The 23239-nt window shown below is 65.8% G+C and carries 17 protein-coding genes; 6 read left to right on the top strand and 11 right to left on the bottom strand.

From position 1 onward, the window contains the following. Window positions 1-23: 23 nt before the first annotated feature. Together QWG60_RS06040 and QWG60_RS06035 are read right to left on the bottom strand one after the other, a co-directional pair. The gene (locus tag QWG60_RS06040; RefSeq protein ID WP_146908125.1) at window positions 24-1337 is read right to left on the bottom strand and encodes an HlyD family type I secretion periplasmic adaptor subunit; all 1314 of its coding nucleotides are present in this window, start codon (window positions 1335-1337) and stop codon (window positions 24-26) included. Continuing rightward, complete coding sequence (locus tag QWG60_RS06035) at window positions 1321-3072, bottom strand: type I secretion system permease/ATPase (RefSeq protein WP_246124645.1); 1752 nt, start codon at window positions 3070-3072, stop codon at window positions 1321-1323. The genes QWG60_RS06040 and QWG60_RS06035 overlap by 17 nt, the downstream gene beginning before the upstream one ends. Window positions 3073-3334: 262 nt before the next feature. Between QWG60_RS06035 and QWG60_RS06030 the strand changes: the two genes are divergently transcribed. The 5 genes from QWG60_RS06030 to QWG60_RS06010 all read left to right on the top strand — a co-directional run bounded on the left by QWG60_RS06030 (window position 3335) and on the right by QWG60_RS06010 (window position 9195). Then, complete coding sequence (locus QWG60_RS06030) at window positions 3335-5215, top strand: cellulose binding domain-containing protein (RefSeq protein WP_146908123.1); 1881 nt, start codon at window positions 3335-3337, stop codon at window positions 5213-5215. A gap of 200 nt (window positions 5216-5415) precedes the next feature. Continuing rightward, window positions 5416-7455, top strand: a complete 2040-nt coding sequence (gene siaA / locus QWG60_RS06025; RefSeq protein ID WP_146908120.1) for a biofilm regulation protein phosphatase SiaA — start codon at window positions 5416-5418, stop codon at window positions 7453-7455. Between the two features lie 12 nt (window positions 7456-7467). Next, window positions 7468-8001 carry a biofilm regulation protein kinase SiaB gene (siaB, locus tag QWG60_RS06020; protein ID WP_107180889.1) on the top strand — a complete coding sequence of 178 codons (534 nt, stop codon included), beginning with the start codon at window positions 7468-7470 and terminating at the stop codon, window positions 7999-8001. A gap of 13 nt (window positions 8002-8014) precedes the next feature. Further along, on the top strand, window positions 8015-8404 hold the full coding sequence (gene siaC, locus QWG60_RS06015) for a biofilm regulation phosphoprotein SiaC (protein ID WP_046080035.1): 390 nt from the start codon (window positions 8015-8017) through the stop codon (window positions 8402-8404). Then, a complete protein-coding gene (locus tag QWG60_RS06010; protein WP_186810056.1) occupies window positions 8401-9195 on the top strand; it encodes a diguanylate cyclase domain-containing protein in 795 nt (264 codons plus the stop codon). The genes siaC and QWG60_RS06010 overlap by 4 nt, the downstream gene beginning before the upstream one ends. An 85-nt stretch (window positions 9196-9280) precedes the next feature. Here QWG60_RS06010 and sucD read toward each other — a convergent pair whose 3' ends face one another. From sucD to sdhC, 9 genes are all read right to left on the bottom strand, one after another. After that, window positions 9281-10153 carry a succinate--CoA ligase subunit alpha gene (gene sucD, locus QWG60_RS06005; RefSeq protein WP_035597275.1) on the bottom strand — a complete coding sequence of 291 codons (873 nt, stop codon included), beginning with the start codon at window positions 10151-10153 and terminating at the stop codon, window positions 9281-9283. Then, window positions 10153-11319 carry an ADP-forming succinate--CoA ligase subunit beta gene (gene sucC / locus QWG60_RS06000; protein ID WP_016856036.1) on the bottom strand — a complete coding sequence of 389 codons (1167 nt, stop codon included), beginning with the start codon at window positions 11317-11319 and terminating at the stop codon, window positions 10153-10155. The genes sucD and sucC overlap by 1 nt, the downstream gene beginning before the upstream one ends. Window positions 11320-11458: 139 nt before the next feature. After that, window positions 11459-12898, bottom strand: a complete 1440-nt coding sequence (lpdA, locus tag QWG60_RS05995) for a dihydrolipoyl dehydrogenase (protein WP_146908116.1) — start codon at window positions 12896-12898, stop codon at window positions 11459-11461. A gap of 47 nt (window positions 12899-12945) precedes the next feature. Next, window positions 12946-14496: a 2-oxoglutarate dehydrogenase complex dihydrolipoyllysine-residue succinyltransferase gene (gene odhB, locus QWG60_RS05990; protein ID WP_046080032.1), complete on the bottom strand. Its 1551-nt coding sequence runs from the start codon at window positions 14494-14496 to the stop codon at window positions 12946-12948. Between the two features lie 42 nt (window positions 14497-14538). Then, complete coding sequence (locus QWG60_RS05985) at window positions 14539-17376, bottom strand: 2-oxoglutarate dehydrogenase E1 component (RefSeq protein WP_035597286.1); 2838 nt, start codon at window positions 17374-17376, stop codon at window positions 14539-14541. Between the two features lie 212 nt (window positions 17377-17588). Beyond that, on the bottom strand, window positions 17589-18299 hold the full coding sequence (locus tag QWG60_RS05980; protein WP_035597289.1) for a succinate dehydrogenase iron-sulfur subunit: 711 nt from the start codon (window positions 18297-18299) through the stop codon (window positions 17589-17591). Between the two features lie 11 nt (window positions 18300-18310). Then, window positions 18311-20083, bottom strand: a complete 1773-nt coding sequence (gene sdhA / locus QWG60_RS05975; RefSeq protein WP_046080030.1) for a succinate dehydrogenase flavoprotein subunit — start codon at window positions 20081-20083, stop codon at window positions 18311-18313. A 3-nt stretch (window positions 20084-20086) separates the two neighbouring features. Further along, the gene (sdhD, locus tag QWG60_RS05970; protein ID WP_046080029.1) at window positions 20087-20434 is read right to left on the bottom strand and encodes a succinate dehydrogenase, hydrophobic membrane anchor protein; all 348 of its coding nucleotides are present in this window, start codon (window positions 20432-20434) and stop codon (window positions 20087-20089) included. Next, window positions 20428-20805: a succinate dehydrogenase, cytochrome b556 subunit gene (sdhC, locus tag QWG60_RS05965; RefSeq protein WP_046080028.1), complete on the bottom strand. Its 378-nt coding sequence runs from the start codon at window positions 20803-20805 to the stop codon at window positions 20428-20430. The genes sdhD and sdhC overlap by 7 nt, the downstream gene beginning before the upstream one ends. A gap of 457 nt (window positions 20806-21262) precedes the next feature. On the opposite strand from sdhC, the gene gltA reads away from it, so the two are divergent. Further along, on the top strand, window positions 21263-22549 hold the full coding sequence (gene gltA / locus QWG60_RS05960; RefSeq protein WP_046080027.1) for a citrate synthase: 1287 nt from the start codon (window positions 21263-21265) through the stop codon (window positions 22547-22549). Window positions 22550-23239 lie beyond the last annotated feature (690 nt).

The following is a 23239-nucleotide window of genomic DNA, read 5'->3' as shown; positions in this document are numbered from 1 at the left end:
TGGGCGGACTGAAGCGATCCGGCTCAGTCGGCCCGCATGGCCCGGGCCAGCATGTCGGTCACCGGCTTGGCCAGGTAGCTGGCGAAGGTGCGACTAGCGGTCTGCAGCCGCACCTCGGCGGGCATGCCCGCCTGCAGCCGCATCGCTTCGGTCATCGACTGACGCTCCGCCTCGCTGACCCGAACCCGCACCTCGTAGTAGCGCTGGCCGCTGCGCTCGTCGGTGAAGCTGTCGGCGGACACCCGCTGCACCGTGCCGTCGAGGAGTTTCGAACGGCGACGGTTGAAGGCACTGAAGCGGATCTCCGCCGACTGGCCGGGATAGACGCCGTCGATGTCGCGGTCGTCGACCCGGGCCTCGACCACGAAATCCCCACCGCCCGGGACGATCTCCAGCAGCGTGGTGCCGGGCTCGATCACCGCGCCGCGGGTATGCACCGCCAAGCCGACCACGGTGCCCGCGGCCGGCGCCTCGACGACGGTGCGGCGACGCTGGTCGCGCAGCGCGGTCATGCGCTCCTCGGCGTCGGCGATCTGGCGCCGGGTCTCGCGCAGGCGCTCGCCCACCTCCTGGCGGAACTCCTCGACGCGCACCCGCTTCTTCAGGTCGTTCTCGCTGATCTGCGATCTCAGCCGCGCGATCTCGGTGCGATGCTGTTCGATCTCGCCCTGGTACTGAAGCACCTCGCGCTCCAGCTCTCTCAGCCGGCGATTGTCGCCCAGCCCGTCCTTGAACAGCGAGCGATAGGCCTCGGCGTCCTCACGCAGCGAGGCGAGCTGCTCGCGGCTGACCCGGATCATCGCCTCGCGGCCCTCGATGCGCTGACGCAGCTGCTCGCTCTGCTCCTCAAGCGATGCCAGCGCTCCCTCCAGGGCCTCGCGCCGCGACAGGAAGAGCCCGCGCTGCACCGCCTTGAGCTGCGCGATGCGCGGCGAGTCGGCGTCGGCCAGCTCGTCGGGAAACGTCAGACGCTCATCGCCGGCCTGCTCGGCCATCAGCCGGGTCTCGGCGGCGCGATTGATCAGGAACTGCGAACGCGCGATCTGCAGCCGCGACTCGACCTGGGTCGGGTCGAGCACCAGCAGCGTCTGCCCTTCCTCGACGCGATCGCCCTCCTCGACCGCGATGCGTCGCACGATGCCGCCCTCGAGGTGCTGCACCGTCTTCTTGAACGAGGCCACCTCGACACGGCCGGGGGCGATCACCGACACGGCCAGCTCGGCCGAGACCGCCCAGCCGCCGAAGCCGAGCACGCAGACCAGCACCAGCGCCAGCCCCGCAAGACGATGCCGGCGGTCGTCGACCGGCGGCCGGGGATCATCAGGTGTCGACTGCATGGGTGCCTCCCTGGGTGGTCGCTTCGCGTCGTCCCTGTCGCCGGGCCGCCATTCGCTCCAGCACCCGGTCCCGCGGGCCGAACAGCGACACCCGGCCGTCGTCCAGCACCAGCAGTCGGTCGACACGCTTCAGCACGCCGCTGCGATGACTGATCACCAGCAGGGTCACGCCGTCCCGCCGCAGGGCCTCCATGGCCTCGGCCAGGGCCTGTTCGCCGCGATGGTCCAGGTTGGCATTCGGCTCGTCGAGCACCACCAGCACCGGATCGCCATGCAGCGCCCGCGCCAGGCCGATGCGCTGGCGCTGGCCGGCGGAGAGCAGACCGCCGCCCGGCGCCAGCCAGGTGTCGTAGCCGTCGGGCAGTCGCAGGATCATGTCGTGCACCCCGGCGCGGCGGGCCGCCGCGATCACCCGCTCGCCATCGACCTCTGAGAAGCGGGCGATGTTCTCCGCGATGGTGCCGGCAAACAGCTCGACGTCCTGGGGCAGGTAGCCGAGATGTGGCCCCAGGGCACGGCGATCCCAGCGCGCGATATCGGCGCCGTCCAGCCGCACGCATCCTTCCTGGGCCGGCCACACGCCCAGCGCCAGGCGCGCCAAGGTCGACTTGCCGGCGGCGCTGGGGCCGATGATGCCGACCTGCTGCCCCGGGGCGATATCGAGATCGATGCCGGCCAGGATGGGCCGTCGTCCGCCCGGCGGCCCGGCGGTCACGCCCTCCAGCGTCAGCCGCCCGCGGGGAGCCGGCAGCGACATGGGAGGCGCGAGCGGCGGCGCCTCGCGGAAGATCACCTCGAGACGACGATAGGCGGCCCGGGCCGCGACAACGCTGCGCCAGCTGCCGACCAGCTGATCGACCGGCGACAGCACGCGGCCCAGCAGGATGGAACCGGCGATCATCATGCCGGCGCTGATGCGCTCCTCGAGCACCAGCCAGGCACCGAGCCCCAGGATCATCGACTGCAGCAGCAGCCGCAGCGCTCGGGTGAGGCTCGACAACATGGCCGCCCGATCGCTGGCCCTCGACTGCTGCCACAGCCCGCGGCGATGATGCGACAGCCAGCGCCCGGCGATGCTCGGCAGCATGCCCATGGCCTCGAGGGCCTCGGCGTTGCGCAGGTTCTCCGCCGCCCGCTGACGGGAGGCCGCCATCTCCTGCTCGGCCCCCTCCAGCCAGCCACGGGTGGCCTTTTCGCTGGTGACCACCAGCGCCAGCAGCAACAGGCCGGCCACGGCAGCGAAGACACCGAACCAGGGATCGAACAGGAACAGCAGGGCCAGATAGACCGGCACCCAGAGCACATCGAAGAAGGCCAGCAGCGCACCTCCCGCCAGCCCCTGACGCAGGCTGGCGAGATCGTCCAGCGGCCCGGCCCCCTGCCCGCCCGCCTGACGCAGACCGCGACGGAACATCGCCGCGTGCAGGGGTTCGACGACCCGCTCGTCGAGGCGATTGGCGAGGCGCACCAGCACGCCCGCTCGCACCCACTCCAGCCCGCCGATCACCACGAACAGGAAGACCGCCAGCAGCGTCAGCATCAGCAGGGTCGCTTCGCTGCCCGAGGTGATCACACGGTCGTACACCTGCAGCATGTACAGCGCGGGCGTCAGCAACAGCACGTTGAGACACAGGCTGAAACCCGCCACCCACAGCAACGACCCACGGCACGCCTGGCGCGAGCTCTCCAGCGGCGTCTCGGCATCCTTCCGGCCCCTCCCTCGCCCGCTCAACACCTCAGTGGCTCTCCCATGCCATGGTCCGTCCTCACTTATCAGCCGCTATATTGACGCTATTTTTTGCTTATACAACACTAAAAATGGCGTCTATGTAGCGCCAGACGCCGAAAAATAACCGTCATCAAACCCTCACTTCAACCCATGGAATTCGTCTCAAGATGACGACAGAGAAATTTAGGAATTTCGATAAAAACCTATCGATAATTCAGGGTATTAATACCCTAAATCTTCGCCACCTCATGACAAGGGGATTCAATAAATGAGTTCGACAATCGAGGTAGAAACTTCGACCTCCGCCGAGGAGCTCGAGAGCCTGATACGGGAAGCCGATTCGGGCACGACCTTCCAGCTTTCCGCCGGTGAATTTCGCTTCGATGATTCGATTACCATCGAACGCTCCAATATCTCCCTGATCGGTGCAGGATCCGGCGAGACGCGTCTGACCTTCACCGACGAGGCACTTTCACGGGATGACGACCAGGCGATTCACCTGGACGGCAGCGATAACACCGGCATCGGCACCCTGTCGTCGGATGCCGACAGCGGTGATCGACGGCTGACGCTGAATGACAGTTCCGACCTGTCCATCGGCGATACCATTCGCATCTGGCAGGACAACGACGACGCCTTCTTCGACGACATCGGCGATAGCTCCTGGCGCAAGGTCGAGTACGCCGAGCTGCGAACCAGCATGGCCAGGATCACCGATATCGACGGCGATCAGGTCACGCTTGACCGGGGCGTGCGATTCGATTTCGCGGCGGGAGACACCCAGGTGGAACGCCTGGAGAGCGTCGATGACGTCACCCTGGAGGGCTTCAGCCTGCACTTCGAGCTGGGCGAGGCCGACCCGTCGCACTTCGAGAACGCCAGGGACGATCTGAGCGGCTATCACGCCGTACATCTCGAAGGCACGGTGAACGCCCGGCTCGACGACATTCAGGTCATCGAGGGGCCCTCCACCGCCTTTCGTTTTTCCCGTGCCCTGGACATCAGAGCCGAGGATCTCGAGGCCCATGGCGCCTTCAACAAGGGAAGCGGCGGCAACGGCTATGCCTACGAGCTGCACGAGAGCTACGACGGCGTCTTCACCGGGCTGGAGGACAGCGGCATGCGCCACGGCCTGCTGTTCGCCTCCTGGCGCTCGTCGGCCGGCAACGAGGTCGAGATCGCTTCCACCGACCGCGATGTGAACTTCCACGGCGGCCGGGATCACGACAACAGCGTCCACGTGCGGCAATCGATCCGCGATCCCGAGGCGGACGCGCTGTCACCGGCGCTCTACGTCAACGAGGACGGCGAGAGCTTCGGTGCGCCGACCGATCCCGACGCCAACGAGGTTGTCTTCGACTACCTGATCGGCACCCGTCGCTCGGACGAAGTGCAGGGCTCTGATGACGGCGTCTACCTGAACGGTGGCCTGGGCCATGACCACCTCCGAGGCGGCAGCGGCAACGACCTGCTCCAGGGTGGGCCGGGCGACGACTGGTACGACGGCGACGATCGCCTGGACGGCGGCGAAGGCGTCGACACCGCGCGCTATACCGGCGGCATCGACGATCACGAGATCGCGATGTCCGATAACGACGTGATCATCACCGGCAAGGGCAGCGAGGATACCCTCACCGACATGGAGTTCGCGGTCTTCGGCGATGGCATCACCCTGCACACGGCATCGGGCAACCTGTTCCGCGGCGACCCCATCGACGCGCCTGAGCCCGGGGAGATCCTCGACGGCGACGGGATCAGGCCCGCCATCCTGGAGGACGACGCCGAGCTGCTGGTGACCGGCAACGTCACCAGCCAGTGGTCCTCGGGCTACGTGGCCGAGGTCTTCGTCGAGAACGTCTCCGATGACGACATCATCGATCCGCAGGTCGGTTTCGACCTGCCCGCCGATCTCGACACCCTGTGGAACGGCGTCGTCGCTGAAGCCGACGGCGGCTATCGGGTGCAGGACAACAACGCCAACACCCTGTCCCCGGGGGACGCCTGGCGCTTCAGCTTCAAGGCCTACGGCGATGACGAGCTGCCCGCCGAGATGAGCGCCGAGATGAGCGCCGAGACCGGATCGGGGCAGTCCCTCGAGGTTCAGGTACTTGGCCTGGGCAACACCAGCGTGGAGGAAGTGGCCGGCTAGTACCGCCTCGCATTCCCCTCTCTCTATTCCGCCCCCCGCACGCAGGGAATCCAACGGATTCCCTGCCTCATGCCGGGTACGCTTGATCATCTCTTCGCCGTACCAAGTTTCTTGCCCGTCAGGATATGGCATAGTAGTCACAAATCATTACAAAGCCGTCCTCCGGACCTTCGGGCGGAATTGCGCAAGGAACACCATCAATGGCCCAACGCTGGGGACTGCGTGGCCAGTCCACCCTCACGCTGCTGCTGGCCTGCCTGCTGGCGCTGATACCGGCGCTGCTGATCGGCTGGCAGGCCGTCGATGAGGCGCGTCGCCACTTCGCCACCCGCTACGCCGAACAGTACACCCTGCTGCACATGCAGGAGATTCTCGCCCCGGTCTCCCGTGAGCTGGCCCTGGCGCGCCGCTTCGCCGACTCGGTGGTCACCCGGGAGTGGCTGGATGCGACGGACGACGTCGAACGGCGCGATCGCTTCTTCCGCGAGGCCGAGGGCTTTCGCGATCAGTTCAGCGGTGACGCCTACTTCGTGGTCGACCATGACAGCGGCGACTACTACTACAACGACGCCGAGGCGCCCGAGAGCCGTCAGCCTCGCTATCGGCTGTCGCCCGACGATCCGGAAGACGCCTGGTACTTCGATAGCATCGCCAGCAACGCCAGCTACAACATCAACGTCAACGTCGATGGCAAGCTGGGGCTGGCCAAGGTGTGGCTGAACGTGGCGATACGCGACGGCGACCGGGCACTGGGCATGGCCGGCGGCGGGCTCGACCTGAGCCGCTTCCTCGACGACTTCCTGCGCGACAGGGCCCCCGGCCTGACGCCGATGATCGTCGACAACCGTGGCGCCATACAGGCGCACCCGGACCGCGATCGGCTGGCCCTGAACTCCGCCACCCAGCGCCGGCTCGATGGCGACGTGCCGCGCCTTCAGATGCTGGTCGACGACGCGGCCCAGCGCCAGCGGCTGGAGGATGCCATGCTCGAGGCGCGGCGCCGCCCCGGCACGGTGCTGCAGCTCGACCTCAACCTCGAGGGTCGGCCCCGCACCCTGACGCTGGGCTACCTTCCCGAGCTGCAGTGGCTGTTCGTTTCGGCTCTCGATCTGGAAAGCGCGCCGGTGTTCGAAGGCCGCTGGTTCTGGGCGCTGCTCGGCGCCCTGGCACTGGTGCTGACCCTGCTGATGGCCGGTGTGGCCTACGGCATCGAGCGACTGATCCTCGGCCCGCTGCGCCGCCTGCAGCATTCCGCCCAGGCCATCGCCGACGGCGACTACGCCAGCCACCTGCCCACCGAACGCGGCGACGAGATCGGCGAGCTGTCGCGGGCCTTCGCCCACATGGCCGGACAGGTGGAGCGCCACACCCAGGAGCTCGAGGCCACGGTCCGGCACCGCACCCGGGATCTCGAGACCACCAACGCCGAGATGGCCGCCGCCCAGCGCCAGATCGACGCCTCCCTCGAGTACGCCAGCATCATCCAGCGGGCCATCCTTCCCCGCCATCAGCTGGAGACTCACCTGGCCGGCCATCAGGCCGTGCTGTGGCGCCCGCGGGATCAGGTCGGCGGCGACATCTACGTCTTCCGCGCCACCGAGGCCGGCTACCTGATGGGCGTCATCGACTGCGCCGGCCACGGCGTCCCCGGCTCGCTGATGACCATGCTGGCCCGGGCCATCGTCGACCACGCCATCCTCAAGGTCGGCGCCGACGACCCGGCGGCCATTCTCAACGAGACCGACCGCCAGAACCGCGCCACCCTGCAGCGCGAGAGCCTGCCGGCCTCGATCGCCACCAACATGGACATGGGCCTGGTGTGGGTCGAGCGCGACGCCGGGCGCCTGACCTTCGCCGGCGCCAAGATGTCGCTCTACGCCAGCGACGGCGCGCATCTCGAGGTACATCCTGGCGGCAAGCGCGCCCTGGGCCAGAAGCGCACCATGGTGCACGAGAACCACATCATGCCGCTGCGCCGGGGCTGGACCTACTCGCTGTGTTCCGATGGCTTCCTCGATCAGGCCGGCGGCGAACACGGCTTCGGGTTCGGCAACCGCCGCTTCGAGGCCATGCTCAAGCGCCATGCCGACGCCACGCTGGATGACCAGATCGCCGCCTTCGAGGCGGAGCTGGACGCCTACCGAGGCGATCACGCCCAGCGCGACGACATCACCCTGCTATGCTTCCGCTTCGACACGCCACCCGATGACGGCGCGCTCGCTCACGCCTCGCCCACCTGACCCGGAGACGTCATGGATCTGCTGACCCTGCGCGACACCTACCTTCAGCAGCGCATCATGCTGTGCTTCAACGGCCCGATCTCGCGCAGCCTGATCGAGGAGATCGGCCATGCGCTGCGCAACTACCTGAACAGCCAGTCCGCCGCCCCTTCCTCGGCCATGGACGTCTTCGCCGTCTATATCGAGATGACCCAGAACATCCGCCACTATGCTCGCGAGCGGGGCTACGGCGAAGAAGATGCCACGGCCACGGTCGCCGTGGCCCGTGACGAGGATGGCCGCTATCTGGTCTCCGCCGGCAATCTGGTGGAAGACGCCGACGGCCAGCGCCTGGTCGAAGCCGTGGAGAGCCTGGCCGGGCTCGATGCCGTCGAGCTCAAGCGTGCCTACAAGCAGCAGCTGCGCCGCCCCCGCGACGAGGCCGCGCCGAGCGGTGCCGGCCTGGGACTGATCGACATGGCCCGCAAGTCATCGCGCCCCCTCGAGGCCTCGCTGCAGCCGCTGTCCGCCGGCCGCAGCTTTCTCAGCCTGACAGCCACCATCTGAACGGTCTTTCCCCATGAGCCAAGATCTGACTCTCCCCGGCAGCGCCTCCACTCCCGCCATCCAGAGCGACTGGCAGGCCGGCCGGCTCACGATGCAGGGCGATTCCTATCCAGAGAATTCCTTCGATCTCTTCGACCAGGTCATCACCTGGGTCGAGGCGTTCCTGGGGCAGGAAGCACGCCCCCTGAGGCTGGACCTGCAGCTCGTCTACCTCAACACCAGCTCGGTCAAGGCGATGATGGACATCTTCGACCTGCTCGAGGAGGCCCACGAAAGCGGCCGCGAGGTCGGCGTCGAATGGCGCTACGACCCGCGCAACGAGCGCATCGCCGAGCTGGCCGAGGAGTTCAAGGAGGACTGCAGCTATCCCTTTGCCATTCGCCCGCTCGAGGTGAGCACGTGAGCGCCCGGGACGAGGCCCTGCTCGCCGAGGTGGCGGCGCTGCTGCAGGACGACGCCCATGGCGACCACCCGCTGCACGAGGCGCTACGACGCCTCTATCATCACCATCTGGCGCAACGCGAGCGGCTGGAGCGAATGATCGCCATCGCCGACGGCTTTCAGCAGGGCGCCCAGGAGGACCTGCACGCGACCCGCCAGCAGCTGGAGCGACAACAGCAGCGTCAGCGCAAGCTGTCTCGCATCGCCGACCGCTTTCAGGACTTCCTGCTCGAGCGCAACCAGGAGCTCGAGGACGCCTCTGGGCTGGACCCGCTGACCGGACTTTTCAACCGCCGCCGTCTCGACGAGCAGCTGGTGACGCTGGTCTCGCGCGCTATCCGGCATGACCGTCCCCTGAGCCTGGCGATAATCGACATCGATCATTTCAAGGGCATCAACGACCGCTATGGTCATGCGGCCGGCGACCGGGCGCTGGTCGCCCTGGCCGGCGCACTGACGAACACGCTGCGCGGTGACGATCTCTGCGGCCGCTGGGGCGGCGAGGAGTTTCTTGTGGTGCTGCCGGACACCCGCCTCGACCAGGCCGAATCGCTGCTCGTCCGGCTCGGCGAGCGGCTCCGCCATCTCGACCTGGCACTGGACGACGCGCACCGCCCGACCACCGTGACCGCCAGCATCGGCGTCGCCGAGCACCGCCCCGCCGAAGCCTACCAGGACACCATCCGCCGCGCCGACCAGGCACTGCTGAGCGCCAAGGGCGAGGGGCGCGACCGCACCCGCCGAGCGAGCTGAGCCCCTCACCCAGCCACTCGCCGCGATCACGAAAAAGGGCACCCCGAAGGGTGCCCTTTGCGCATCGCGTCGCGAAGGCAGCGGCTTACCAGCCGGTGGCTTCCTTCAGCGCGTCGCCGATCTCGGCCAGGGAGCGCACGGTCTTGACGCCCGCCGCCTCGAGGGCGCCGAACTTCTCGTCCGCAGTGCCCTTGCCGCCGGCGATGATGGCGCCGGCGTGGCCCATGCGCTTGCCGGGAGGGGCGGTGACGCCGGCGATGTAGGACACCACCGGCTTGGAGACGTGCTCCTTGATGTAGGCGGCCGCCTCTTCCTCGGCGGTGCCGCCGATCTCACCGATCATCACGATGGCTTCGGTGGCCGGATCCTTCTCGAACTTCTCGAGGATGTCGATGAAGGTGGAGCCCGGGATCGGGTCGCCGCCGATGCCCACGCAGGTGGACTGGCCAAAGCCGTGGTCGGTGGTCTGCTTGACCGCCTCATAGGTCAGGGTGCCGGAGCGCGACACGATACCGACCTTGCCCGGCTTGTGGATGTGGCCCGGCATGATGCCGATCTTGCTCTCGCCCGGGGTGATCACGCCGGGGCAGTTAGGGCCGATCAGGCGCACGCCCAGCTCATCGCACTTGACCTTGACGTCGAGCATGTCGAGGGTGGGGATGCCTTCGGTGATGCAGACGATCAGCTTGATGCCGGCGTTGGCGGCCTCGAGGATGGAGTCCTTGCAGAAGGCGGCCGGCACGTAGATCACGCTGGCCTCGGCGCCGGTCTGCTCGACCGCTTCCTTGACGGTGTTGAACACCGGCAGGCCCAGGTGCTCCTGGCCGCCCTTGCCCGGGGTCACGCCGCCGACCATCTGGGTGCCGTAGGCGATCGCCTGCTCGGAGTGGAAGGTCCCCTGGCCGCCGGTGAAGCCCTGGCAGATGACCTTGGTGTTCTTGTCGATCAGGATGCTCATTACTTGCCCTCCGCTGCCTTGACGACCTGCTGAGCCGCGTCGGTGAGGCTCTTGGCAGCGATGATGTTCAGACCGCTGGAGGCCAGCTTCTCGGCACCCAGCTCGGCGTTGTTACCTTCCAGACGCACCACGACCGGCACGTTGACGCCCACCTGCTCGACGGCACCGATGATGCCCTCGGCGATCATGTCGCAGCGCACGATGCCGCCGAAGATGTTGACCAGCACGGCCTTGACGTTGTCGTCGGACAGGATGATCTTGAACGCTTCCGCCACGCGCTCCTTGGTGGCGCCGCCGCCGACGTCAAGGAAGTTGGCCGGGCTGCCGCCGTTCAGGTTGACGATGTCCATGGTACCCATGGCCAGGCCGGCGCCGTTGACCATGCAGCCGATGTTGCCGTCCAGGGCCACGTAGTTCAGGTCCCATGCCGCGGCCTCGGCCTCGCGGGAATCCTCCTGGGAGGGATCGCGCATGGCCTGCAGGTCCGGGTGACGGTACAGGGCGTTGCCGTCCAGGTTGATCTTGGCGTCGAGGCAGTGCAGGTTGCCTTCCTCGGTGATCACCAGCGGGTTGATCTCGAGCAGCGCCAGATCCTTGTCGTGGAACAGCTTGGACAGGCCCAGGAAGATCTTGGTGAACTGCTTGACCTGTGCGCCTTCGAGGCCCAGCTGGAAGGCCAGCTCACGGGCCTGGTACGGCTGGGCACCGACCAGCGGATCGATCTCGGCCTTGAGGATCTTCTCCGGAGTTTCCTCGGCGACCTTCTCGATCTCGACGCCGCCCTCGGTGGAAGCCATGAAGACCACGCGGCGGGTGGCGCGATCGACCACGGCACCGAGATAGAGCTCGCTGGCGATGTCGGTGCAGTTCTCGACCAGGATCTTGGCGACCGGCTGACCGTGCTCGTCGGTCTGGAAGGTCACCAGGTTCTTGCCCAGCCACTGCTCGGCGAAGGCCTTGGCCTCGTCGGCGCTCTTGACCAGCTTGACGCCGCCGGCCTTGCCGCGGCCACCGGCGTGGACCTGGGCCTTGACGACCCACATCTCACCGCCGATCTTCTTGCAGGCTTCCGCCGCTTCCTCGGGGGTGTCGACGGCAAAGCCCTTGGAGACGGGCAGACCATAGTCGGCAAACAGCTGTTTGCTCTGATACTCGTGAAGGTTCATCGATTCATGCCATTGGTTGCATGTGACTCGAACGGTAGTCGCCCGGGCGCCGGCTCGGCGCAGCGCGGCGGCTACCACCGCTCCCCTCCGATGCATGGCCGGAAGGGACGCGCCGCCCGAAGGCGGCGCTCTTGTTGTCTTACTTGCGCTTCTTGCGGTTCGCCATGTGGATGGCGTGACCTTCCACGGCCAGGGCTGCCTCGTGGACGGCCTCGGACATGGTCGGGTGCGCATAGCAGGACAGCGCCAGATCCTCGGCGCTGGAGCCGAATTCCATGGCGATGACGCCCTGGGCGATCATCTCGCCGGCGTGCTGGCCGACGATGTGCAGGCCCAGGATACGATCGGTCTCGGCGTCGGCGATCACCTTGGCCTGACCCTCGGTGGCATTGTTGGCCATGGCGCGACCGCTGGCGGCGAACGGGAAGGCGCCGGTCTTGACCTCGATGCCGGCCGCCTTGGCGTCCTGCTCGGTCATGCCGACCCAGGCCACCTCGGGGAAGGTGTAGATCACGCTGGGAATGGCGTCGTAGTTCATCTCGGCCTTGTGACCGGCGATGATGTCCGCGACCATCACGCCCTCTTCGGAGGCCTTGTGGGCCAGCATCGGGCCACGCACGCAGTCGCCGATGGCGTAGACGCCCGGCACGCTGGTGCGGCACTGGTCGTCGACGTGGATGAAGCCGCGCTCGTCGAGCTCGACGCCCACGCCCTCACCGATCACGCCCTTGGTGTACGGCTTGCGGCCGACGCAGACGATCAGCTTGTCGAAGGTGATCTCCTGCTCGCCCTTGGCGTCGGAGTACTTGACCACGACCTCGTCGCCCTTGACCTCGGAGCCGGTGACGCGGGCGCCCAGCTTGATGTCCAGGCCCTGCTTCTTGAGCAGTTTCTGGGTTTCCTTGGCGATGGCGCCGTCGACCATCGGCAGGAAGTCGTCCATGGCCTCGAGGACGGTGACTTCCGAGCCCAGACGGTTCCACACGCTGCCGAGCTCCAGGCCGATGACGCCGGCGCCGATGACGCCCAGACGCTTCGGCGTTTGCTGGAATTCCAGCGCGCCGGTGGAGTCGACGATCAGGCCTTCGGTCAGCGGGGTCGGCGGGATCTCGACCGGCACGGAGCCGGCGGCGACCACGATGTTGTCCGCCTCGTAGGTGGCGGCGTTGCCGTCCTTGTCGGTGACCTCGACCTGCTTGCTGCCGGTCACCTTGCCGGTGCCCTCCAGCGCGGTGACGCCGTTGGCCTTGAACAGGCCGGCGATGCCGCCGGTCAGGTTCTTAACGATCTTGTCCTTGCGGGCCATCATCTTCTTGACGTCCATGGTGACGTCACCCGCCTCGATGCCCATGTCGTCGAAGTCGTGCTGCGCCTCGACGAACTTGTGGGAGGCCTCCAGCAGCGCCTTGGACGGGATGCAACCGACGTTCAGGCAGGTCCCGCCGTGCACGACATTGCCTTCCTTGCCGATCCACTTCTCGACACAGGCGGTCTTCAGGCCCATCTGGGCGGCACGGATGGCGGCCACGTAGCCGCCGGGGCCCGCGCCGATGACGATGACATCAAACTTGTCGGCCATGTTGGCTCCTTGCGTTATGTTTCGCTGTGCTCGTTAACCGGCGCGGATCAGACATCCAGCAGCAGACGGGCCGGGTCCTCGAGCAGCTCCTTGATGGTCACCAGGAACTGCACCGCGTCCTTGCCGTCGATCATGCGGTGATCGTATGACAGCGCCAGGTACATCATCGGGCGAATCTCGACCTTGCCGTTCACCGCCATCGGACGCTCCTGGATCTTGTGCATGCCCAGGATCGCGGTCTGCGGCGGATTGAGGATCGGCGTGGACATCAGCGAGCCGAAGATGCCGCCGTTGGTGATGGTGAAGGTACCGCCCTGCATCTCGTCGATGCCGAGCTTGCCGTCACGGGCACGCTTGCCGAAGTCGACGATGCCCTTCTCGACATCGGCGATCTTCATGCTGTCGGTATCGCGCAGCACCGGCACGACCAGGCCACGGTCGGTGGACACGGCCACGCCGATGTCCTGGTAACCGTGGTAGACGATATCGTCGCCGTCGATGGAGGCGTTGACGTCCGGGAAGCGCTTGAGCGCCTCGGAGGCCGCCTTGACGAAGAAGCCCATGAAGCCGAGCTTGGTGTCGTGGGCCTTGAGGAAGGTGTCCTTGTACTGCGCGCGCAGGTCCATGACCGCGCCCATGTCCACCTCGTTGTAGGTGGTCAGCATGGCGGCGGTCTGCTGGGCCTCGACCAGACGCTTGGCGATGGTCTTGCGCAGACGGGTCATCGGCACGCGCTTCTCGGGACGCTCGCCCTCGACGGCCGGGGCCGGTGCCGCGGCAGCCTTGGCGCCGGCCGGCTGGGTGGACTTGGCGGTCTTCTTGGCGCTGCCGTCCTTGATCGCCTTCTGCACGTCTTCCTTGAGGACGCGACCGCCCTTGCCGGTGCCTTCGAGCTTGCCGACGTCGAGGTCGTGCTCGGCGACCAGCTTGCGCGCGGCCGGGGCGAGGATCTTGTCGCCGACCTTCTCGTCGCTGGCGCCGTCGTCGGCGGAGGCCGCGGCCTTGCCTTCACCGGCGGCCGGAGCGGCATCGCCGCCGGCGCCTTCGGTGAAGATCGCCAGCACCTCTTCGGAGGCCACCTGGCTGCCTTCCTCGGCCTTGATCTCGGACAGGGCGCCGTCGGCCGGCGCGACCACCTCGAGCACGACCTTGTCGGTCTCGATCTCGGCCAGCACCTCGTCACGCTTGACGGCTTCGCCGACCTGCTTGTTCCAGCTGGCGACGGTGCCTTCCTGGACGGACTCGGGGAAGGTCGGAGCCTTCACCTCGTGCGCCTCGCCGCCGGCGGCCGGGGCGGCCTCCGGCTTGGCTTCGCTCTTCTCCTCGCTGGCGGCCTCGGCCTTGTCGCCGCCGCTGGCCGCGCCTTCGCCGATGCGGCCGAGCACCTGCTCGGACTGCACGGTATCGCCTTCCTCCGCCAGCACCTCGGCCAGGGTACCGGCCTCGGGTGCCACGACCTCGAGCACCACCTTGTCGGTCTCGATCTCGACGATCAGCTCGTCACGCTCGACGCTGTCACCCGGCTTCTTGTGCCAGGCGGCCACGCTGCCTTCGGCAACGGATTCCGGAAAGGTGGGTGCCTTGATCTCGGTAGCCATGTCGTTTCCCTTGTGTGTTCTCTCTCGTCCCGGTGGGCTGCCTTAGAGGTTGAAGGCGTCTTCCACCAGCTTGCGCTGCTGTTCGGTGTGCACGGACATGTAGCCCGCCGCGGGGGCGGCCGATGCCGGGCGGCCGGCGAACTTGAGCTTGCCGCCCAGGCCCGTCTTGAGCTGCTCCGCCACGCTGCGCATGTGGTGCTGACTGGGGTACCAGGCGCCCTGGTTGAGCGGCTCCTCCTGGCACCACACCATCTCGCTGGCGTTGGTGTAGGCCTGGATCGCCTCGAAGAGCTCGGCTTCGGGGAACGGGTAGAGCTGCTCGAGACGCAGGATGGCCACGTCGTCGCGGGCGTTCTCCTCGCGCCAGTTGGCCAGATCGTAGTAGACCTTGCCGGCACACAGGATGATGCGCTCGACCTTGTCGGCGTCGCGCTTGCCCTGGTCGGGAATCACCATCTGGAAGCTGCCGTTGGCCAGCTCGTCGAGGCTGGAGGTGGCATCCTTGTGGCGCAGCAGGCTCTTCGGCGACATCACCACCAGCGGCTTGCGCAGCTTGCGGATCACCTGGCGACGCAGCAGGTGGAAGATCTGCGCCGGCGTGGTCGGCACGCAGACCTGCATGTTGTGCTCGGCGCACAGCTGCAGGAAACGCTCCAGGCGCGCGGAGGAGTGCTCGGGCCCCTGCCCCTCGTAGCCATGCGGCAGCAGCATGGTCAGGCCGCACAGCCGCTCCCACTTGGTCTCGCCGGAGGAGATGAACTGGTCGACCACCACCTGGGCACCGTTGAAGAAGTCGCCGAACTGCGCTTCCCAGATCACCAGGTCGTTGGGCGCCGTGGTGGAGTAGCCGTACTCGAACGCCAGCACGGCTTCTTCCGACAGGAAGGAGTCGTGGATGGTGAAGCGCGGCTGGCCATCGCTCAGATGCTGCAGCGGCACGAAGGTGCTGCCGTCCTTCTGGTTGTGCACCACCGCGTGGCGGTGGGAGAAGGTGCCACGACCCACGTCCTGACCGGTCAGGCGAATCGGGTGGCCCTGGTCGAGCAGCGTGGCATAGGCCAGGGTCTCGGCGAAGCCCCAGTTGCAGGCCATGCCGCCGGCCTGCATCTTGCGGCGGTCGTCGTAGATCTTGGCGACCTGGCGCTGCACGCTGACGCCGTCCGGCACCTCGCACATGCGCGCCGCCAGGTGCTGCAGGCGCTTCATGTCGAAGCTGGTGTCGGTGTGGCCGCTCCACTCGTGACCGAGATAGGGCTTCCAGTCGACGAACAGCGCGGTGTTCGGCTTCTGCACCAGGGCGTTGGCCACGTGGTTACCGGCGACCAGGTCGTCGCGATAACCTTCCATGGTGGCCTTGGCCTCATCCTCGGAGTACAGCCCCTCCTTCACCAGGCGCTCGGCGTACAGCGCGCGCGAGGACGGATGATTCTTGATCTTGCTGTACATCATCGGCTGGGTGCCGGACGGCTCGTCGGCCTCGTTGTGGCCGCGGCGACGGTAGCACACCAGGTCGATGACCACGTCCTTCTTGAACTGCTGGCGGTAGTCCAGTGCCACCTGGGTGGCGTGCAGCACGGCGTCCGGATCGTCGCCGTTGACGTGGAAGATCGGCGCCTGAACCATCTTGGCGATGTCGGTGCAGTACTCGGTGGAGCGCGAGTCTTCCGGGTGGGACGTGGTGAAGCCCACCTGGTTGTTGATCACGATGTGCACCGTGCCGCCGGTCCGGTAGGCGCGGGTCTGGGACATCTGGAACGTCTCCATGACCACGCCCTGGCCGGCGAAGGCCGCGTCGCCATGGACGTTGATCGGCAGCACCTTGCCGCCGTCGGTGTCGTTGCGACGGTCCTGGCGGGCCCGCACCGATCCCTCGACCACCGGCGCGACGATCTCCAGGTGGGAAGGGTTGAACGACATGGCCAGGTGGACTTCGCCGCCCGGGGTCATGACGTTGGAACTGAAGCCCTGGTGATACTTCACGTCACCGGAGCCGCGCTCGACCAGCTTCTTGCCGTCGAACTCGTCGATCAGCTCGGACGGGTTCTTGCCCAGGATGTTGACCAGCACGTTGAGACGGCCGCGGTGGGCCATGCCGATCACGACTTCCTTTGTACCATAGCCGCCAGCGCGCTGGATCAGCTCGTCCATCATCGGGATGAAGGACTCGCCGCCCTCCAGGCCGAAGCGCTTGGTGCCCGGGTACTTGGAGGCCAGATAGCTCTCGAGACCCTCGGCGGCGGTGAGCCGCTCGAAGACATGCTTGCGGACGTCTTCGCTGAACGTCGGCGCCGAGCGCACCGACTCGAAACGCTGCTGGAGCCAGCGCTTCTCTTCGGTGTCGACGATGTGCATGAACTCGCAGCCGATGCTGCGGCAGTAGGTCTGCTCCAGCGCCTCGACGATCTGCTTCAGCGGTGCCTTGTCGGCGCCCATGAACAGAGAGCCGGTCTGGAATTCGGTATCCAGGTCGGCCTTGGAGAGCTGGTGGAAGGACAGATCCAGGTCGGGCACCGGGGTCGGGCTACGCAGATCGAGGGGATCGATATCAGCCTTCTGGTGTCCGCGGAAGCGATAGGCGTTGATCAGCTGCAGCACCTTGACCTGCTTGCGGTTCTCGTCGCTCTCGGAAGCGGCGGACGCGGTCTGGGCGGTGCGGCGCTGGCGGCCTAGCTGGTAGAACTGTTCGCGGGTAGGGGCAAGCGGAACGTCTTGAGTGGCGCTGCCATCGGGTCTCGGCAGTTGATCGAAGTACTGACGCCATTCGTCGGGAACGGCAGAGGGGTCATCGAGGTACTGCTCGTAGAGCGCTTCCACGTAGTGGACATTGCTGCCACTGACATGGGAGGAGCGCCACATCAACTCCATTATGCCTTGTTGCATCTCTCGGTCACCCTGCACTGATGGGGTGGTGTCGGCCGTCACGGCTCACCCGTGGCGACATCAGTTAGGTAGCCAGCCGGCGGGGCGGTCACCTGTTTTTCTATGCTCAGAAGCCGGTGCACGAGGCACCGGCTTCGGACGTCTCACCGGGGGCCAGACTGCGACAGCACGTCGCAGCCTGAAACGTATGATAACAAGCCCCGGCCCACGATTTAAGTGGCATCCGCCAGCAGCATCTCGCGAATCTTGCCGATCGCGCGCGTGGGATTGAGCCCCTTCGGACACACCGCCACACAGTTCATGATGCCGCGGCAGCGGAACACGCTGAACGGGTCCTGAAGGCCTTCCAGACGCTCGCGTGTCGCCTCGTCGCGGGAGTCGGCGAGGAAGCGATAGGCCTGCAGCAGACCGGCCGGACCGACGAACTTGTCCGGGTTCCACCAGAACGACGGGCAGGAGGTCGAGCAGCAGGCGCACAGGATGCACTCGTAGAGGCCGTCGAGCTTGTCGCGGTCCTCCGGCGACTGCAGACGCTCGATGGCCGGCGCCGGGGTATCGTTCTGCAGGTACGGCTGGATGCGCTCGTACTGCTGGTAGAACAGCCCCATGTCGACCACCAGGTCACGGATGACCGGCAGGCCGGGCAGCGGACGCAGGGTCAGCTTGCCCTTCTTGACTACGTCGGACAGCGGCGTGATGCAGGCCAGGCCGTTCTTGCCGTTCATGTTCATGCCGTCGGAGCCGCACACACCCTCGCGGCAGCTGCGACGATAGGCCAGGCCGTTGTCCTGCTCCTTCACCAGGTGCAGGACGTCGAGCACCATCAGGTCGCGGCCCTGGGTGTCGACCTGGAACTCCTCCATGTAGGGGGCGGAGTCCGTCTCGGGATTGTAGCGGTACAGGGATACCTGAAGCGTGGACATCGTGACTCCCCTCAGTAGGTACGGACTTTCGGTTCGAACATATCGACGGTCTTGGGCGCGAAGTTCACATCACGCTGCCCCAGGCGCTTCTCGGCCGGGAAATACATGGAGTGCTTCAGCCAGTTGACGTCGTCGCGATCCGGGTAGTCGTAGCGTGAGTGGGCACCACGGCTCTCCTTGCGCTCGAGGGCCGCGATGGCGGTGGCCTCGGCGACCTCCATCAGGTTGTCGAGCTCGAGCGCCTCGACCCGGGCGGTGTTGAAGGTGTTGGACTTGTCCGGCAGGTAAGCGTTGTTGATGCGCTCACGCAGCTCGGCCAGCTGCTGGACGCCCTTCTGCATATTCTCTTCCTGACGGAAGACGCCGAAGGCGTTCTGCATGATGTCCTGCAGTGCACGCTTGAGCTCGGGGACGGTCTCGCCGCTTTCGGACTCGTTCCAGCGGTTGATGCGCGTCATGGCCGACTCGACGTCGGACTCGCTGGCCGCCAGGTACTCGATGCCCTCGTTGAGCGCGCTCTCGATGAACATGCCGGCCGCGCGACCGAACACCACCAGGTCGAGCAGCGAGTTGCCGCCCAGGCGGTTGGCGCCGTGGACCGACACGCAGGCCGCCTCGCCGACGGCGTAGAGGCCGTTGACGATCTGATCGTTGCCGTCGCCGTCCTGCATGATCGCCTGGCCGTGCACGTTGGTCGGCACGCCGCCCATCATGTAATGGCAGGTCGGCACCACCGGGATCGGCTCCTTGGCCGGATCCACGTGGGCGAAGGTCTTGGACAGCTCGACGATGCCCGGCAGACGCTTGCCGAGGACTTCCTCGCCAAGGTGGTCGAGCTTGAGGTAGACGTGATCGCCGTTCTCGCCGCAGCCACGACCCTCGAGGATCTCCATGACCATGGAACGCGCGACCACGTCACGGCCGGCCAGGTCCTTGGCGTTGGGCGCGTAGCGCTCCATGAAGCGCTCGCCGTCCTTGTTGACCAGGTAGCCACCCTCGCCGCGGCAACCCTCGGTCACCAGGGTACCGGCGCCGTAGATGCCGGTCGGGTGGAACTGCCACATCTCCATGTCCTGCATCGGGAAGCCGGCGCGCAGCGCCATGCCAATGCCGTCGCCGGTGTTGATCAGGGCGTTGGTGGTGGAGGCATAGATGCGGCCGGAACCACCGGTGGCCAGCACGGTGGCCTTGGACTTGATGTGCACCACTTCACCGGACTCGATGTCCATGGCGATGCAACCGACGACGTCGCCGTTGGCGTTCTTGACCAAGTCGACGGCGTACCACTCGTTGAGGAAGGTGGTATTGTTCTTCAGGTTGTTCTGGTAAAGGGTATGCAGCAGGGCATGGCCGGTACGGTCCGCCGCGGCGCAGGTACGGGCCGCCTGACCGCCTTCACCGAAGTTCTTGGACTGGCCGCCGAACGGGCGCTGATAGATGCGACCGTTGTCGAAGCGGGAGAACGGCAGACCCATGTGCTCGAGCTCGAAGACCGCCTTCGGACCTTCGGAGCACATGTACTCGGCGGCGTCCTGGTCGGCGATGTAGTCGCCGCCCTTGACGGTGTCGTACATGTGCCAGCGCCAGTCGTCGTTGGGGTCGGCGGAAGCGATGGCACAGGTGATGCCGCCCTGGGCGGACACGGTGTGCGAGCGAGTCGGGAAGACCTTGGACAGCACGGCGGTCTTCTTGCCGGACTTGGCCAGCTCGAGGGCGGCCCGCAGGCCGGAACCGCCACCGCCGATGATGATGGCGTCGAAGGTCAGGCTACGCATGTTGGACATGGATCAGGCTCCCCACAGAACTTGAATACCCCAGACCAGGAACACGAAGATGGCCAGGATGATGACGGTCTGGACGGCAATGCGGATGCCGGTCGGCTTGAGATAGTCGGTGGTCACGGTCCACAGCCCCACCCAGGCGTGGGCGGACAGGGACACGAAGGCCAGCAGCGAGAAGATTCGCATCCAGGTGTGGCCGAAGAGCCCGCTCCAGGTCGCGTAGTCGAGACCGGGATGGACCAGCAGGTAGCCGACGATGAAGAGTGTGTAGAGGGCCAGAATAACGGCCGAGACGCGCTGAACGAGCCAATCGGACAGCCCGCTGCGTCCGAAGTTCGTGATGTTGGTTACCATACCCAGACTCCAGCCAGAATGATCAGGACCGCGCTTGCCACGACGGTGATCTGCGCCTTCTTGACGCCACCTTCGAGGGTCACACCGATGTCGACGTCCATCAGCAGGTGCTTCACGCCGGCCACGAAGTGGAACGCCAGGGCAGACAGCAGCCCCCAGGCGATCAGCTTGGCCAGGATGTTGTGAGCCAGCGCATCGCTGACGGCAGCGAAGCCTTCGGGGGACGACAAGGAAGCATCCAGTGCCCAGAAGCCGAAGATCAGGCCGATGAAGAGAATGACGCCGGTGATGCGGTGAGCGATCGACGTCAGGGCGGGGAGGGGGAACTGTATCGTGGACAGATCCAGATTTACGGGTCGTTTGCTATTCACGGCTCTCTACACACTCTCTTGGCCCGTCACTGGGCACTCGAGGAGAGCCCGACACGGGCGGTGGTTTCGGGAAGGAGAACGATCATGCCTTGCGGGTCACGATCTCCCTGTTCCTGCCAGTCGCGGGACAGGATTATAGGGCCATGCCTGCATCGATGACAAATCACTAGCTTGCCAACTAGACCATGGTGGCAGCCCACGATTGGCGTAAAAAATTCCACCTCTCGGCGCTTTCCCAGTCTCATGTGCTTGCCAGGCGGCGTATGGCACCACCATGGTGCAAAGCACCATATGTGCGACAAGGATTATACATAAATCCACTCCAATACAGCACACCAACATCGATGGATGAATTGACAATCGAAAAGACGCTTCTATAGTGGGCGAACCTTTTCGCAGGCAAGTTCCGCGAAATCACGACTTATCGCGCCACCATGAACTCGAGAGGAGGCCAGTTATGGCTGACAGGAAAGCAACGCTGACGGTAGAAGGCCTGGAGAAATCGATCGAGCTGCCGGTCTACTCGGGGGCTGCGGGGCCAGATGTCATCGACGTTCGCGGCCTGGGTGCCGAGGGCCTGTTCACCTACGATCCCGGCTTCATGGCGACCTCCTCTTGCCAGTCCGCCATCACCTACATCGATGGCGGCCAGGGCGTGCTGCTGCATCGCGGCTACCCCATCGACCAGCTGGCCAAGCAGTCCGACTTCGTCGAACTGTGCTATCTGCTGCTGTTCGGCGAGCTGCCCGACAAGGCCCAGTATGACGAATTTGCCGGCCGCATCACCCATCACACCATGGTCCACGAGCAGCTGGCCAACTTCTTCAAGGGCTTCCGTCGCGACGCCCACCCGATGTCGATCCTTTGCGGCGTGGTCGGCGGCCTGGCGGCCTTCTACCACGACCACCTGGACATCACCAAGCAGGAAGACCGCGAGATCAGCGCCATCCGCCTGATCGCCAAGATGCCAACCATCGCGGCCATGTCCCACAAGTACAACGTGGGCCAGCCGTTCGTCTATCCGCGCAATGACCTGAACTATGCAGAGAACTTCCTCTACATGATGTTCAGCAATCCGTGCGAGAACTACGAGATCAACCCGGTATTCGCCAAGGCGATGGATCGCATCTTCATGCTCCACGCCGACCACGAGCAGAACGCCTCCACCTCCACGGTGCGCCTGGCCGGCTCCACCGGCGCCAACCCGTTCGCCTGCATCAGCGCCGGCATCGCCGCCCTATGGGGCCCGGCCCACGGCGGCGCCAACGAGGCCGTGCTGAACATGCTCGACGAGATCGGCGACGACTCCGAAGAGAACATCCAGCGCTTCATCGACAAGGCCAAGGACAAGAACGATCCGTTCAAGCTGATGGGCTTCGGCCACCGCGTATACCGCAACTTCGACCCGCGCGCCAAGGTCATGAAGGAAACCTGCGACGAGGTCCTGGCCCAGCTCGGCAAGGCCGACGACCCGCAGCTCAAGATCGCCAAGCGCCTCGAGCAGATCGCCCTGGAGGACGAGTACTTCGTCGAGCGCAAGCTCTACCCGAACGTCGACTTCTACTCCGGCATCATTCTCAAGGCCATGGGCATCCCGACCAACATGTTCACCGTGATCTTCGCGGTGTCCCGCACCATCGGCTGGATCTCCCACTGGCACGAGATGCTCAGCGACAGCTACAAGATCAGCCGTCCCCGCCAGCTCTACACCGGCCACACCCAGCGCGACTACCCCGCCAAGTAATCGGCGAACGACTCGCCCTGACAACGAAGGCCGCCCCTCAGGGCGGCCTTCTTGCGTTTCTGACCCGAGATCACCCTCCCCGGCGGACAGCCCTCTCCATGCTCGACGCCGGCCGGCGCCGATCGAGGATCACAACCACTTGTTCGGCCCCGCCACGCTACAGCTCCTCACTCCCCCAGCCGCCTCAGAAGCGCCACTGGAGACGCCAACGCCTGCCCCCACCCTGAACACCGGCGCCTCGCGTCGACGCCCTCTCCGGGCCATTCCGACACCCCAGCGACATCCGTCATGGGCGACGTCACCAGCACCGCCCTGCCCCGCTCACGGCCTAGCGCGGAGACGGCCAAGCAGAGCGCGAGCCCCGCTTCTCCACCGCTGTCATGGCACTGACGCCGTTTCGCAGCGTTTTCCACACATTCTGTGGATAAACCTGTTCAAAACCCTTGAGGAATCGCCCAGAATCGCCATGGATAGCGGGTCGCGCTCAGATTGGTCAATTTTTGACCGAACCCAACCCTTTGATTTATAAGAACTAATCTGCCAAGCCCATAACCACGGGCCTACGAGGCGATCCTGTGAACAATGTTACGACAGGAACCGCTCAAGTGGACAAGTCAAGGCCTTACAGGGCCTTTATGTAGGAAGAAAGCATGACTCTCGCGCGAACCAGCGCCATAAAGCGCCTCGGAC

Origin of the sequence: Halomonas halophila (assembly GCF_030406665.1) — a bacterium.
In the GTDB taxonomy this organism is placed as follows: Bacteria; Pseudomonadota; Gammaproteobacteria; order Pseudomonadales; family Halomonadaceae; genus Halomonas; species Halomonas halophila.
This window is presented reverse-complemented; position numbering and strand designations above follow the sequence as displayed.

Bases quoted from the DNA above. Each gene is read 5' to 3' on its own strand.
- lpdA (WP_146908116.1), bottom strand. From the start codon at position 12,898: ATGGCCGACAAGTTTGATGTCATCGTCATCGGCGCGGGCCCCGGCGGC.
- QWG60_RS06040 (WP_146908125.1), bottom strand. From the start codon at position 1,337: ATGCAGTCGACACCTGATGATCCCCGGCCGCCGGTCGACGACCGCCGG.
- QWG60_RS06030 (WP_146908123.1), top strand. From the start codon at position 3,335: ATGAGTTCGACAATCGAGGTAGAAACTTCGACCTCCGCCGAGGAGCTC.
- gltA (WP_046080027.1), top strand. From the start codon at position 21,263: ATGGCTGACAGGAAAGCAACGCTGACGGTAGAAGGCCTGGAGAAATCG.
- siaC (WP_046080035.1), top strand. From the start codon at position 8,015: ATGAGCCAAGATCTGACTCTCCCCGGCAGCGCCTCCACTCCCGCCATC.
- sdhD (WP_046080029.1), bottom strand. From the start codon at position 20,434: ATGGTAACCAACATCACGAACTTCGGACGCAGCGGGCTGTCCGATTGG.
- sucD (WP_035597275.1), bottom strand. From the start codon at position 10,153: ATGAGCATCCTGATCGACAAGAACACCAAGGTCATCTGCCAGGGCTTC.
- siaB (WP_107180889.1), top strand. From the start codon at position 7,468: ATGGATCTGCTGACCCTGCGCGACACCTACCTTCAGCAGCGCATCATG.
- QWG60_RS05980 (WP_035597289.1), bottom strand. From the start codon at position 18,299: ATGTCCACGCTTCAGGTATCCCTGTACCGCTACAATCCCGAGACGGAC.
- QWG60_RS05985 (WP_035597286.1), bottom strand. From the start codon at position 17,376: ATGCAACAAGGCATAATGGAGTTGATGTGGCGCTCCTCCCATGTCAGT.
- siaA (WP_146908120.1), top strand. From the start codon at position 5,416: ATGGCCCAACGCTGGGGACTGCGTGGCCAGTCCACCCTCACGCTGCTG.
- sucC (WP_016856036.1), bottom strand. From the start codon at position 11,319: ATGAACCTTCACGAGTATCAGAGCAAACAGCTGTTTGCCGACTATGGT.
- odhB (WP_046080032.1), bottom strand. From the start codon at position 14,496: ATGGCTACCGAGATCAAGGCACCCACCTTTCCGGAATCCGTTGCCGAA.
- sdhA (WP_046080030.1), bottom strand. From the start codon at position 20,083: ATGTCCAACATGCGTAGCCTGACCTTCGACGCCATCATCATCGGCGGT.